This window comes from Allopusillimonas ginsengisoli (genome assembly GCF_004153455.1).
Taxonomy (GTDB): Bacteria; Pseudomonadota; Gammaproteobacteria; order Burkholderiales; family Burkholderiaceae_B; genus Allopusillimonas; species Allopusillimonas ginsengisoli.
This window is the reverse complement of record NZ_SDQE01000006.1, coordinates 110,467-124,012: the sequence shown is the minus strand read 5'-3', so window position 1 is coordinate 124,012 and position 13,546 is coordinate 110,467. Positions and strand designations below refer to the sequence as shown.

Sequence of the window (13,546 nt, the reverse complement as noted above, 5' to 3'; positions counted from 1 at the left end):
ATGATTGACTTTGTTGACCTCAAAGCCCAGCAAGATAGGATCAAGGACAAAATCGATGCCGGGATCGCCCGTGTGCTGGCGCACGGCAAATACATCCTGGGCCCCGAGGTAGCCGAGCTGGAGGAAAAGCTGGCCGCCTTTGTGGGCGCCAAGCACTGCATCAGTTGCGCCAATGGCACCGATGCACTGCAGATCGCACAGATGGCGCTAGACATCGGGCCAGGCGATGAGGTGATCACCCCGGGCTTTACCTATATCGCCACGGCCGAAACCGTGGCGGTGCTGGGCGCCAAGCCTGTGTACGTGGATATTGATCCGCGCACCTACAACCTGGACCCCAAGCAGCTTGAAGCGGCCATCACCGCGCGCACCAAGGCCATCATCCCGGTCTCGCTCTATGGGCAGTGCGCCGACTATGACGCCATTAACGAAATCGCCAACCGGCACGGCATTCCCGTCATCGAGGACGCCGCCCAAAGTTTTGGGGCCACCTACAAGGGCCGCAAGTCCTGCAACCTGACCACCATTTCGTGCACCAGTTTCTTTCCGAGCAAGCCGCTAGGCTGCTATGGCGATGGCGGCGCAATCTTTACCAACGACGACGAGCTGGCCAAGGTGATCCGCCAGATCGCCCGCCACGGCCAGGACCGTCGCTATCATCACATCCGCGTAGGCGTGAACAGCCGGCTCGACACCCTGCAGGCGGCCATCCTGCTGCCCAAGCTGGAGATCCTGCCCGAGGAAATTGAATTGCGCCAGCAGGTAGCGAGCCGGTACGACGCGCTGATGCGCGAAGCCGGTATCGAAACGGCGCCGTTCATCGAATCCTTCAATACCAGTGTCTATGCGCAGTATTCGCTGCAGGTGGACAATCGGGATCAGGTGCAGGCGAGGTTGAAAGAGGCGGACATCCCCACGGCGGTGCATTACCCGATCCCGCTGAATAAGCAGCCGGCAGTGGCCGACGCAGACGTTCGCTTACCGATCGGAGATCAGGTGGCTGAGCGTATTATCAGTATTCCGATGCATCCGTATATCAAGGATGCAGATCAGCGCCACATTGTGCAGAGTTTAGTGGTGCGATGAAGCGGGGCGTGAATTCGGAGGCGCCAATTTGAGCACGCTAAGGTCGGGCTACTGGCACAGAGTGGCATCCGTGTTCACTGGCGCTGCGGTAGCCCAGGCAATTCCCATTCTGGGCTCTCTGTTGATTGCCCGTTTGTACGCGCCCGACGCTTTTGGCGTTTTTTCGACCTGGCTCGGCATATCCCTGGTCATTACGGTGTGCATTACCTACCGGCTGGAACACGCCTTCGGATTGGAGCCGGATGGTGCGGCGAGAGAGAACCTGGTCGTAACCACCGTGCTGATGCTTCTGATAACAGGCATCGTATTGTTGGTGATCGCGGCGCTGGCAGCTTTTTTCTTTGGTGAGCTGTATGGGCACATGTCGCCCGTCTTGACAGTTCTCCTTGTTCCCATGAGCATGGGCGCGGCACTGTCGCTGGTTTGGCAGTCATGGGCGGCAAACAACGGAGATGTCAAGAATCTTTCGTTGATACGAATCACCCAGACCCTTTGCATTACGGTGTTGCAGATTCTCGCTGGCTGGGTACAGCCGACCGCACTGGTGCTGGCCCTTGCGCAAGTTGCAGGCGCGTGGATTGCAGTGCTAATTGCCTACAGATTGCTGCCGTTCAAGTATGCGTTGCCTGGCTCGGCCGGACAGGCAGCGGCTTTGGTGCGTGACGTACTTGCCAGATACAAGCGATTTCCCATGCTTTCACTGCCCGCTGACCTGATCAATACCGCGGCGGCACAAATGCCTATCATCGTGCTGACAGGTCGATTTGGACCAGAAGTGGCTGGTTTCTACGCCCTGGCGACCCGTATGATGGGAGCACCAATCTCAATATTGGGCAATGCAGTTCGCGACGTATTCAAACGCACGGCCGGGGAGCATTTTCGTGCGGACGGCAACTGTGTAGCTATCTATCTGCGTACGTTTTTTGTGCTTTTGATCTGCTCGGCAGCGATGGTCGCCATCGTCTACCCATTTTCAGAGTCAATTTTCGCGGTCTTTTTTGGTGAAAAATGGCGCATGTCAGGAACCATAGCAGCCTGGCTGCTTCCGATGTACGCGCTTCGCTTCATCGCGAGCCCACTGAGCTATACCTTTTACATCGTGCAGAAACAGCATGTTGATTTGTTGTGGCAGATCAGCTTGCTGGCCATGACAATCCTCACATTGTTTTTGTTCCAACGTTACGAAACGACTCTGATCTATTACAGCGTTGGATACGCTGTTTTGTACTTGGTGTATATCTATCTTTCCTATCAGTACAGCAAGGGAGGTAGATCCCTTGCCGTTACTCGATAATGACGATAGGGCTAGAGACCATGGTGATTATTAACCGATTTTTCAAACGTTATCTGCTTATCTCAGGTATCAGCCTGATGATTTATCTGCTGTATGTATATCAAATACAGCCGCGTAACGCATATATGAAAATGGAGCCTTTGGATACAGGATTTCCGGAAATCTGCTTGTGGTTGATATGGAATTGCATCACCGCTTTGTTGATGCCGTCGCGATTGGAAAAGCCTTCCGATTGTTTTTTGATGACTTACTCGCTTTTTGTCGTGCTTTGTGGCGCGTCAATGTGGGGTGCCTCCGGGATATTGGACATCAGCGGCGGCATTGTACTTCTCGTGTTTTTTACGATTTCGCTTTTGCTCTATCGGATTCTCGTCATTGTTCTGGAAAATTTCCTGATAACCAATGTTCGCATGATTTATTTCTTGCGTACATCCTCCTATGCTTTTCCACTTTTGATCCTGCTGCTTATTGGAGTTGCTGTCGGTGCCTTGTCTGGTCAGTCAGGTGGTTTCGACCTAGCAAGCTCCTACGTTCGCAGAATATCAGGTAGAGCACATTTTCCTACGGGTGCCCTCACCACCTATCTGTTTGTGATGGCGCTTAATGGCGTTGCGCCATTCATGGCGTTTTTGGCTACGTTCAGGCGCAAGCCTGCCTTGCTGATCATTTCAATATTGTTTAGTGTTTACGCATACTGGTTGATTGGGACCAAGGCACCGGTCCTGATGGTTGGATTATTGGCATTTGTCGGCATGATCTTTCGTAGAAGTGATGGAGCCAAAATCCCGATGCGGGTCGCAATGCTAATCTTCGCTTTGCTGGCCTTTGCGCTCGCTGAATTCTTCACGACTGGTTACTCGTATATCTCAGACTATTTTATACGTCGGGCATTTTCCGTTGTGGGCCAATTACAGGCGGTCTATGCTAGCTACATATTGCAGTTTTTCCAGGGTGCGGAATTGCTGTTGGGGAGTGCGTCAGCGAGCGGACAAAGCGCTAGCCTGTTCCTTGGAAACTGGTATTACGGTAACGAAAGCACTAACGCCAACACCAATACGCTACTTTATTCGATGCTGCAACAGGGATTGGTTGGTTGGTTTGTCGCGATATGTTTTATTTCAGTGGTATTTTCGCTGATGAATTATCTTTATACGCAACGTCGAACGCGAGAAGTTATGGGGCTAGCATTTCTTTACGCCCTGCTTCTCGCCGAACAGGCATACTCGACGGCTTTTCTCAGCTCAGGGATCGGATTATTGCTTGTCTTGATGACATTATTCAAGCTCGATTTCCGTCGTTTTGGCGTAAATCGGGAAACTGCAGAACTGCAGGGACCCATTGCTTCTGACGGGTCGTCCGCAGCTAGCCTGAAAACCGCCATAAAAGGATAGTAGGCTCAAATGATAGCGATACTGGATTACGGCATGGGTAACATCGCCTCTATCCGCAACATGATGCGCAGAGTTGGCGGGGATGCCGTCATTACCTCTGATTTGGAAAGTGTGGACGGGCTCTCGGGCATTATCCTGCCTGGTGTGGGTGCCTTTGACAATGCGATGCAAAAGCTGAATGCTTCCGGTATTGCGGACACGCTGCGTGATTTCGTACTAGAGAGAAAAATTCCTTTCCTGGGAGTTTGTCTTGGCATGCAGTTGCTGTTCGAGTCAAGCGAAGAAGGAAAGCTGCCCGGCCTAGGCTTCATTCGTGGCGAAGTCAGGCGTTTTAAAGGTCCGGGATTCGATGCGGGAAAACTCAAGATTCCGCATATGGGTTGGAACATTGTCAGACCCATCGATAATGCTGCTTTGTTTGTCGGACTGGATCAAGAGCCTCGTTTTTACTTTGTTCACTCTTACCATGCGGTTTGCACCGATGACGATGATATCGCTGCAACATGCAGCTATGGGTACGATTTCACTTGTTCGGTAAGTAAAGAAAATATTTACGCTGCACAGTTCCATCCAGAAAAAAGTCACCGATTTGGTATGAAATTATTCGAAAATTTCATGGAGCGCGTATGCTGAGAATTAGAGTCATTCCCACGCTCCTACTCAGAAATGCGGGGCTGGTAAAAGGTGAAAAGTTTGCCAGTCATAAATATGTCGGCGACCCCGTCAATGCGGTAAAGATATTCAACACCAAAGAGGTGGATGAACTCGTTTTCTTCGATATCACGGCAAGCCGCGAGCATCGAAAACCAAACTACGAATTACTTTCAGATATCGCCTCCCAGGCCTTTATGCCTTTTGGTTACGGGGGAGGGCTTACCCAGTTGGAAGATATTGAAAAACTGTTCAAGATCGGTGTGGAAAAGGCCATCATCAATACGGCCGCGGCCAATAACCTGAATTTTGTGAGAGAGGCCAGCAGCGTCGCGGGATCACAGAGTATTGTTGTGGCAATCGATGCCCGAAAAAATTTGCTTGGCAGATATCAGGTCTATACGCAATCTGGCACCCACAACACCAAATTAGATCCGATAACTTACGCGAAGCAGCTTGAAGAGGCTGGAGCGGGCGAACTGATTATCTGTTCGATTGACCGCGAGGGCACGGGAAAAGGATATGACACGGACCTGATAAGCCGGGTGGCGGAGGCTGTATCGTTGCCTGTCGTGGCCTCTGGCGGCGCTAACTCGCTCGAAAATCTGCGAGAGGCCGTGTGCGCCGGTGCGTCGGCGGTAGCTGCGGGCAATATGTTTGTGTTTCACGGAAAGCATAAGGCAGTACTTATTACCTATCCGGAATATTCCCGGCTGGAAGAGAACTTCAAGGATATTAACTGATGTCTAGTACACCCTACCAAGTCTGTTCGCGCTGTGTCATGGATACGTCGGATCCGCAAATCACATTCGATGCCGAGGGTGTGTGCAACCATTGTCATGAATTTGACACTGTCACCTCCAAGCGTTGGTTTCCCGATGAAGAGGGCTCGCGACGCCTTCAGGATATCTGTGAAAAGATAAAAAAAGATGGTGCTGGAAAGGACTATGACTGCATTATTGGGTTGAGTGGCGGCATTGATAGTTCCTATCTCGCATTGAAGATACGCGATTATGGTCTTCGCCCTTTGGTGGTCCATGTCGACGGAGGATGGAACAGCGAGCTGGCTGTCTTCAATATTGAACAGATCGTAAAGCACTGTGGATATGATCTCCACACCCATGTTATCGACTGGGAAGAAATGCGGGATTTGCAGGTAGCTTATCTGCGCTCTGAAATTGCCAATCAAGACGTACCGCAGGATCATGCCTTTTTTGCATCTCTCTATCATTTCGCAGTTAAAAACAATATCAAGTATGTTATTAGCGGTGGCAATATCGCTACCGAATCTGTTTTCCCCCGCGCGTGGCATCACCAGGCCATGGACGTCGACAACCTACTCGACATTCACAAAAAGTTTGGCTCAATCCGCCTCAGGAATTATCCGAAAATAGGGATATTTCAATATTATTTTTATTTTCCATTCATCTATAAGATGAAGACAGTGCGTCCACTCAACTACATGCCTTACGACAAGCGCGAAGCACTGGCTTATCTGAAAGAGCATATAGGGTACAAGGATTATGGACGTAAGCATGGCGAGTCAATTTTCACCAAGTTCTTCCAGAATTATTATTTGCCGAAAAAATTTGGCTACGACAAGCGGCGTCCCCATTTATCCAGCCAGATATTGAGTAAAGAAATCACGAGAAGCGAAGCGCTGGAGGCACTGGAGCAGCCGTTGTACGATGAGCGGGAACTTAAAGACGACATTCAATACGTAGCACAGAAGCTGCAGATATCGAGTGATGAGTTGGTGCGTTTGTCGACTGGGCCCGGCAAGGACTATTCTGTTTATAAAAACTGGGATCGTAAGTTCGCGTGGATCAAGAAAGTACAGGGCCTTGTGGAATCGCTACGCGGTGGCGGGATTAAGAATTATTCCTAGCATACATTGGCTCATTGGTTAACCGGCTTTCTATATGATTTCACGTAGCGAATTAAACGTAGTCCATCTCACGTCCGTGCACCGACGGCGAGATATTCGGATTTTTCTCAAGGAATGTCGCTCGCTCGCGAATGCGGGCTATCAGGTAACGCTTGTTGTCGCCGATGGCGCCGGCGATGAGACTATCGATGGCGTCCGGGTTCTTGATACTGGCAAGCCGCAGGGAAAGTTCGATCGAATGCTCAAGGCTTCTCGCCGGGTATATAAGGCGGGCCTATTGCTTGATGCTGATATCTATCATCTTCACGATCCCGAGCTCCTTCCTTACGCGGCCAAGCTGAAAAGACGCGGAAAGCGCGTGATTTTCGATGCACACGAGGATCTGCCAAAGCAGATCCATGGCAAGGCCTATCTCAACGCGGCGAGCAAATGGTTCTTGTACCGCTTTCTGTCATGGTACGAGATGTCGGTGTGCCGCAAGCTCGATCATATCGTCACGGCGACATCCGCTATTCAGAGTAAATTTGAATCGAACGGCGTGAGCGCGACAACGGTGAATAACTATCCGCTTATCGGTGAGCTGAATGAACCTATAGCCTGGGACCGCAAGCAGGATGTGGTTTGTTATGTCGGGGGCATCACGCGAGTGCGCGGCCTGAAAGAACTGGTGCGCGCGTTGGTTCAGGCCCAGACCCCGGTGCGTCTGCAACTGGCCGGGCAGGTTTCCGACCCCGGGCTGGAGGATGAACTCAAGTCTGAGCCAGGGTGGAAGAGGGTTGATGACGTGGGTTTCGTTGACAGAAAGGGAGTTGCGGCGATACTGAGCAAGTCTATTGCCGGCGTGGTGACCTTTCTGCCCTCCCCGAACCATATCGAGGCACAACCGAACAAGATGTTCGAGTACATGAGTGCGGGCATTCCCGTTATTGCCTCTCATTTTCCATTATGGCGCGAAATCATTGAGGGAAACGATTGTGGCATCTGCGTTGATCCTGAAAATCCTCAGGCCATTGCCGAGGCCATTGACTATCTTTCTACAAACAAAGAGGAAGCGCGCCGGTTGGGCGAGAACGGTCTTGCCGCAGTAACGACGCGATATAACTGGGCTGCAGAGGAGCAGATTCTTCTGAACATTTACGACGATATATTCAAGGAATAGTGCACATGAAATTGTTGACAGTGGTGGGCGCTCGTCCCCAGTTTGTAAAGGCAGGCGTCGTCTCTCGTGCGATCGCGACCCATCCAAAGATAAACGAAGTCGTGGTTCACACCGGCCAACATTTTGACCCCAACATGTCGGATATATTCTTTAGCCAGCTGCAGATGCCGAAACCCGACTTTATGCTCGGGATCCATGGCGGTACGCACGGAGAAATGACCGGCCGCATGCTGGCAGATATTGAGCGCATCATCATTGATACGCAGCCCGACCGTCTGTTGGTCTATGGCGACACGAATTCGACGCTGGCCGGAGCACTCGCGGCAGCGAAGCTGCACGTGCCGGTGGCACATATCGAGGCCGGCCTGCGTAGCTTCAACATGCGCATGCCCGAGGAAATTAACCGCATCCTCACCGACCGTGTCAGCGATGTTCTGTTTTGCCCAACAGATGCGGCGGTGGAAAACCTGAATAATGAAGGTATCACAGACAAGGTTGCCCGCATACTGAAGACCGGCGATGTGATGGAGGACAGCGCCAGACTGTTCAGCGAGGTTTCCGTTGTGCCTGATGTGGCTGCAGATCTTGAAGGTTTCGTCCTTGCCACTTTGCATCGGGCCGAGAACACCGATGATCCCGCCAGGCTTGCAGGCGTGGTCGCCGGGTTGAACTGTGTGCATCGCGAGATCGCCCCAGTTATCCTCCCCGTGCACCCACGAACCCGACAAGCTATCGCAAAGGCAGGCCTTGCACTTGATGTGATTACGATGGAGCCGGTTGGCTACCTGGAAATGTTAGGGTTGCTTAAAAAGTGCGCTATCGTCGTAACCGACAGCGGCGGCGTTCAGAAAGAGGCATTCTTTTTTCGAAAGCCGTGCGTTACCGTGCGAGACCAAACCGAGTGGGTAGAGCTTGTTTCCATCGGTGCCAATAGGCTTTGTCCTCCCGAAGAGGGCATGATCTTAGATGCTGTGAGGAAAGCGTCACTTAGCACGGTTGAGGACAAAGAAGATCTGTATGGCGGCGGAAAGGCTGCAGGAAGAATCGCGGATTTCTTGGCCGGGAAGTAGAAACATATGTAGGCGTTATGCAGACATGGAATGCATGCGCTCTCTTTACAATCATCGAACCCACATGTTCTCATGAAAATCTGGTACATACATCCTTCTGCAGGAGGGCCGGGCGTCGGGCGCTACTGGCGTGCCTATTATTTTGCTAAACACTGGGCCAAATCTGGACATCAGTGTTTGGTCATATCGGCCTCTTATCACCACCTGCTCGAGCCGGACAGCCCGCGACGTGGTGATGAGCAAAAGGATGGCGTGCGTTACGCATTCGTTCCCACCATCAAATACAGCGGCAACGGCATTGGCCGTAAACTATCGATGCTGCTGTTTTCTGTTCTGCTGGCGCCTTACTGTTTGCTCAGGGCGCTCAAGCAGGGCCGCCCCGATGCGATCATCTACTCGTCACCCCATCCGTTTGGCTACGTCGGTGCTTGGTTGGCCGCCAAGTTGCTGCGATCAAAGATTTTGTTCGAAGTTCGGGATATCTGGCCGTTGAGCCTTGTAGAGCTGGCAGATATGAGCCCTGAATCAGGTGTCGTTAAAGTGACTGGATGGATTGAGCAATTTGCGTACAAAAAGTCCGACAAAGTGGTCAGTCTGTTGCCTTGTGCGAAAGATCATATGGTCAGCAGAGGGTTGGAGCCAGAGAAGTTTGTCTGGATTCCGAATGGCGTTGGCGGCGTAGAGCTCGATTCGGATGAGGCGACAACGATTGCTCCTCTAGAGCAGCATGTAATCGATTTGCGAAAGCAGGGAAACTTTGTCGTGATATATGCGGGGGCGCTCGGCGAGCCTAATGCAATACATACTGTGCTGGAGGCATTTAGCCTGATCAAAACGTCCCACCCAGCTATCAAGTTATTACTCGTTGGCAGAGGGGTGATGAAATCCCAGTTAATGCAGTACGCAGAACGCGAAGCGTTGAGCAATGTTGAGTTTCACGATCAGATTGATAAGGCTGATGTAATGAAGGTCATGAAACAGGCGTCGGCGGGTTATATTTCCTTGAAACCGCAACCCATTTTCCGTTTTGGCATTAGCCCGAATAAACTTTGGGACTATATGCTCGCCAAGTTGCCCGTTTTATTTGCCTGCAAGGCCGCAAATAACCCAGTAGAAGATCATCAATGCGGGCTTACTGCTGATCCAATGGATCCGGAGTCGATCGCTGAGACCATCAAGGCCATGAGTCGGTATACCGATTCTGATCGGCAGCGTATGGGGGAGGCGGGGTACGAAGCGGTACTCAGGCTGTACGAATACAAAGCTTTAGCGGCACGTTTTGAGAATGAACTTGCATCCTAGATAGAAAAATAAAATGTTTTTGGCGTAGTTTGAACCTATTGCCCACGGCACTTAGCGGAAATTGACTAAAAAGTCCGTTAATATTAATCTTTAAATAATCACGGTTTTATTAGAAATATACTATGAAAATAAGAAAAACTAACCTACTAAAAATTAATTGTTTAATAATCGTGTTGTTCTATAGCATTTTATTTTCTCAACCGTCTAAAGCATTGAGCGTCAAAGAATGCTTGCGATTTCCTATAGCTCCTAGAACCTTGAATGCAGCCGCGTCAGAGTATGCATCTTCAGGAAAATTTGGCCTAGATGAGAATGGAATATTGGTTTTCGATTATGGTACAGCGTATGATGGATTGGGAAAGTTTAGGAATCCTTATTTTATATCCAATTATGCTAATGCTCTATATAGGGATTATTTAAATACTAAGTGCCAAGATGACGAGTTGAAAAATCAGTTCTTGATGCAGGCGGATTATTTGATGCGCTCAGCGATTTATGAAAATGATATGGCATTATGGCAATACCCATTCAAAAATGACGCATTCAACTTACCGCCGGGGTGGATATCCGGTATCGGACAGGCCCGAATCGCTAGCGTTTTAGTTCGAGCATTCGGAATGACAGGCGATGAAAAATACAAGAAGGTCGCATATGATGGCATGGAGGTATACAAGCATGGACTGATTAATGGCGGAGTTGTGAGTCGGGATAAAGACGTGACATGGATTGAGGAAACTCCAAGCCACGATGGCACAAGTTACAAAATCCTGAATGGGCACATTACTGCTTTGTCCGGTATATTGGACTTTGCTGGATTGACCAATGATTCTCAGTGGGAAGATCTTTATCAAAGAGGCATCGCCGCAGTCAGAAGAGATTTGCCTTTGTTTGATGCTGGGTTTACGTCATATTATTCTTTAGGACAATCCGGAATTGATCGGCTAGTGGCTCCTCGAGGTGACTACAATGCACTTCATGTGGACCAATTGTTATGGTTGTATGAACATACTGAAGATTCTTTTTTTCTTGAATGGGCAAGTATTTTTCAAGCCTACGAGTTGAATGGTTTTACGTACACCGCTAAAGGTTCTGTAGATCCAGTTAATCATGGACCTTCGCAAGCCGCTAGTCTGTACGGGAACAAGTATTGGTCACATGCGCAATTTCCTACCTGGATTCAAGTTGATCTACCTGAGAAATCGACAGTCGAGGGAATTTGGATTGATGGTAATGGAGAGAAAGCTTCACCTAGAGATTTTTCGGTTCAGGCAATGATTGATGGGCAATGGAAAGAATTGTCGAACATCAAGAACAATCAAAGCAAGAGAGTGGTATTGCATTGGAGTAATCCAGTCTCAACACAAAGTTTAAGACTCAACATTGAAAACGATAACGGAAATAAGAATGTTGCTCTTCAGTCCGTAGCTCCACTTATAAGTAAAAAACGTTACGCGGCAATAACCAATGCATGCAATTATAAGATTAGAGGAGATTTTCATTACAATGTGAACGCAGTGTTAGATGGCGATGACAGGACAAGCATGACCATTTATTGCCCAGGATGGATAATTGTTCCTAATATGAAAAATAAAAATAATCTGTTAATTTCCGCCTTGGGCCCAGAGGATGCTGTGATCGAGATTTATTATTCTATGATGATCGGAGATTGGAAACCGTTGGGTAAATACAGGCTTGATGATTTAAAGAAAATTAGATTGCCAAAAAATAGATTTATCGAGATAAAATTCGGAAATGAATTGACTGAAATAAAATCGATCTCATTAAGCTAGTTTTCTTAAGACTGGTGGATCGAATATTTAAATTTCAACAGCATAGACTGTTAATTTTTTAACCAGAAGTCCTCTTTTCTTTAAATTTTTTTCGGGTGAGTATGCGGGCGCTCCTTTTTGTATTGATGTTTATTTGCATATCAACGCCTATTGGTGCTGAGACGATTTCGGATATACCGGATAGTCAATTGTCTACTTTTTTATGGGATAGCCGACCATCATCTGCGATGACAGATGAATACATTCAAGACGCGATTGACCGAAAGGATCCTCATCAAATCTTTTACCGCATATTTAGAGCGGTGAGGCATGGTGCTCGGCACGATCCGGCGCAACTTGAGATGGCACTTGCTCATTTGGACTATATGCTTGATGAGTACCAGCCGGCGCGAAGGGATCCAGACGGAGGAATCATGTGGAGGTACGGGTACCCCTTCCACTCTATTGATTCTGGATGGTGGTCAGGTATGGATGGATTACAAGCGCCATTGACGTTGTATATGGCGTGGGAAATTACGAAGAAGCAAAAATATCGTGACGTAGCAATCGCCTCCTTAAAACTGGTTCTCGATTCCCCAGAAAACGGAGGTGTGGTCTGGCGAAATGATAAGGGTTGTTGGATGTCAGAGTATTCATGGCCGAGCATCAAACCATCCGAGGAATATGGGGTCTTAAACGGTCATCTTTATGCCGTTCATGCTTTGTATATTTTGAGTCAACGAATTAACTTGCCAGAAGTAACGCAAGCGTACGAGTGTGCCCTAGAGGGGACTAAAAGTACTTCTTCTGATTATCATAGAGGTGACCAGTTTTGGACGTACTACCAAACCAAACCGTTTGTAATATCGCCAATAAATTATTTGCTTTTCGAGGTTGCGGAGTTTGACTCACTAGCAAAGATTACAGGTGAAGAGTTTTATGCTAAAGAGGCCGCATATAGAAGAGGGCTTTTCGCGCGCCAATACCCTGTGCAAATAAAAAGCATGTCAAATAAGGTGTCGGTGGTAGTTAGCGCGATAGGTGCCCCTCATCCATACTTGCCAGATGGTTACGCTTTTGAGCTCCAGTGTTCAGTCAATGGAGAGATCATCTCAGGAAAGCATGCCTCTCATTATTTCACGAATTTACCGCTGGAAGAGCGATTGAGCTTTTCTATGGATTTGCCCCAACACCCGCAAGAATGTATATATTCGGTGATCAGAGGTGATTTTAAATTCTATTTGTTTACGCAACGAGAGTTTGAAGAGCCTGAGGGTTCATATGAGGAGTTTGATATTGCCGCTGAACCTGCATTAGATGCTGTTGCATATTCAGACGGTGAGGTAAGCATTTCGCCTAGCTTTGAGTCAAAGCCGAGTGAAGACTTTTATTTGAATCAAGAGGGACGGCTGTTTTTTAGGCTTGGAACAGAATGGTCTACTAATACCATTCTCGCTCTGATAGTCAATCCGCAGAAAAATACTCCGATTTCCTTCTATGCGCTTGATGGTGCAGGCGAAGCTGCAGGGCGTGTGTATCCTGAAATGAAAGCTAATTGCGACAATGTAATTCTTTTGAATAAAATCGGTTTCAAGAATGCAGAGAAATTAACCAACACGTTAGCCACGCTTGTTATGCGTCTCCATACTAAACAAGAAGATGAAGACTATAAAATTCAGATTAAAAGCATTAGTAAACTGGAAAACGCAATCCAAACCCGTTTGTTTTTAGAAAAACACCCTGACGTTTGCTATCGTTCGAAAACATTAATAGATGATTAAACCAATCGGATGGGCCGGGGGGTGATCTCATTCCTACCGCCTCGTCTCATGTGATCTTTTTCACGCCCCCTTACCAAATTCGAAGTTCCGCATGATTTCGAAAGGACTAAAACGAGCAAATGTTTGTGATAGAAGCCCGAAGCCTTGGATTTGTG

11 protein-coding genes are annotated in these 13,546 nt (G+C 48.6%); all 11 read left to right on the top strand.

Features of this window, described 5'->3' with window-relative positions:
• The 11 genes from ERE07_RS12705 to ERE07_RS12655 all read left to right on the top strand — a co-directional run bounded on the left by ERE07_RS12705 (position 1) and on the right by ERE07_RS12655 (position 13,391).
• Positions 1–1,086 carry a DegT/DnrJ/EryC1/StrS family aminotransferase gene (locus tag ERE07_RS12705; protein WP_130009276.1) on the top strand — a complete coding sequence of 362 codons (1,086 nt, stop codon included), beginning with the start codon at positions 1–3 and terminating at the stop codon, positions 1,084–1,086.
• Between the two features lie 133 nt (positions 1,087–1,219).
• Positions 1,220–2,380, top strand: coding sequence for an oligosaccharide flippase family protein (locus ERE07_RS12700; RefSeq protein ID WP_167670878.1), 1,161 nt, complete (start codon positions 1,220–1,222; stop codon positions 2,378–2,380).
• 20 nt (positions 2,381–2,400) lie between these two features.
• Positions 2,401–3,771 carry a hypothetical protein gene (locus ERE07_RS12695; protein WP_130009272.1) on the top strand — a complete coding sequence of 457 codons (1,371 nt, stop codon included), beginning with the start codon at positions 2,401–2,403 and terminating at the stop codon, positions 3,769–3,771.
• Between the two features lie 9 nt (positions 3,772–3,780).
• Complete coding sequence (gene hisH / locus ERE07_RS12690; protein WP_130009270.1) at positions 3,781–4,404, top strand: imidazole glycerol phosphate synthase subunit HisH; 624 nt, start codon at positions 3,781–3,783, stop codon at positions 4,402–4,404.
• A complete protein-coding gene (locus tag ERE07_RS12685; RefSeq protein WP_130009268.1) occupies positions 4,398–5,165 on the top strand; it encodes an AglZ/HisF2 family acetamidino modification protein in 768 nt (255 codons plus the stop codon). The genes hisH and ERE07_RS12685 overlap by 7 nt, the downstream gene beginning before the upstream one ends.
• The gene (locus ERE07_RS12680) at positions 5,165–6,310 is read left to right on the top strand and encodes an N-acetyl sugar amidotransferase (RefSeq protein WP_130009266.1); all 1,146 of its coding nucleotides are present in this window, start codon (positions 5,165–5,167) and stop codon (positions 6,308–6,310) included. Before ERE07_RS12685 ends, ERE07_RS12680 begins: the two co-directional genes overlap by 1 nt.
• A 34-nt stretch (positions 6,311–6,344) precedes the next feature.
• The gene (locus ERE07_RS12675) at positions 6,345–7,469 is read left to right on the top strand and encodes a glycosyltransferase family 4 protein (protein WP_130009264.1); all 1,125 of its coding nucleotides are present in this window, start codon (positions 6,345–6,347) and stop codon (positions 7,467–7,469) included.
• 5 nt (positions 7,470–7,474) lie between these two features.
• Positions 7,475–8,539: a non-hydrolyzing UDP-N-acetylglucosamine 2-epimerase gene (wecB, locus tag ERE07_RS12670; RefSeq protein WP_130009262.1), complete on the top strand. Its 1,065-nt coding sequence runs from the start codon at positions 7,475–7,477 to the stop codon at positions 8,537–8,539.
• Between the two features lie 72 nt (positions 8,540–8,611).
• The gene (locus ERE07_RS12665) at positions 8,612–9,841 is read left to right on the top strand and encodes a glycosyltransferase family 4 protein (RefSeq protein WP_130009442.1); all 1,230 of its coding nucleotides are present in this window, start codon (positions 8,612–8,614) and stop codon (positions 9,839–9,841) included.
• A 122-nt stretch (positions 9,842–9,963) separates the two neighbouring features.
• Entirely contained in the window at positions 9,964–11,631 is a 1,668-nt protein-coding gene (locus ERE07_RS12660; protein ID WP_130009260.1) for a D-glucuronyl C5-epimerase family protein, read from the top strand.
• A gap of 101 nt (positions 11,632–11,732) precedes the next feature.
• On the top strand, positions 11,733–13,391 hold the full coding sequence (locus ERE07_RS12655) for a D-glucuronyl C5-epimerase family protein (RefSeq protein ID WP_130009258.1): 1,659 nt from the start codon (positions 11,733–11,735) through the stop codon (positions 13,389–13,391).
• The last annotated feature ends 155 nt before the right edge of the window (positions 13,392–13,546 follow it).

Excerpts from the sequence above, each read along its gene's own strand:
- ERE07_RS12695 (WP_130009272.1), top strand. The coding sequence starts at position 2,401 with ATGGTGATTATTAACCGATTTTTCAAACGTTATCTGCTTATCTCAGGT.
- ERE07_RS12665 (WP_130009442.1), top strand. The coding sequence starts at position 8,612 with ATGAAAATCTGGTACATACATCCTTCTGCAGGAGGGCCGGGCGTCGGG.
- ERE07_RS12675 (WP_130009264.1), top strand. The coding sequence starts at position 6,345 with ATGATTTCACGTAGCGAATTAAACGTAGTCCATCTCACGTCCGTGCAC.
- ERE07_RS12655 (WP_130009258.1), top strand. The coding sequence starts at position 11,733 with ATGCGGGCGCTCCTTTTTGTATTGATGTTTATTTGCATATCAACGCCT.
- ERE07_RS12685 (WP_130009268.1), top strand. The coding sequence starts at position 4,398 with ATGCTGAGAATTAGAGTCATTCCCACGCTCCTACTCAGAAATGCGGGG.
- ERE07_RS12660 (WP_130009260.1), top strand. The coding sequence starts at position 9,964 with ATGAAAATAAGAAAAACTAACCTACTAAAAATTAATTGTTTAATAATC.
- ERE07_RS12705 (WP_130009276.1), top strand. The coding sequence starts at position 1 with ATGATTGACTTTGTTGACCTCAAAGCCCAGCAAGATAGGATCAAGGAC.
- ERE07_RS12680 (WP_130009266.1), top strand. The coding sequence starts at position 5,165 with ATGTCTAGTACACCCTACCAAGTCTGTTCGCGCTGTGTCATGGATACG.
- hisH (WP_130009270.1), top strand. The coding sequence starts at position 3,781 with ATGATAGCGATACTGGATTACGGCATGGGTAACATCGCCTCTATCCGC.
- wecB (WP_130009262.1), top strand. The coding sequence starts at position 7,475 with ATGAAATTGTTGACAGTGGTGGGCGCTCGTCCCCAGTTTGTAAAGGCA.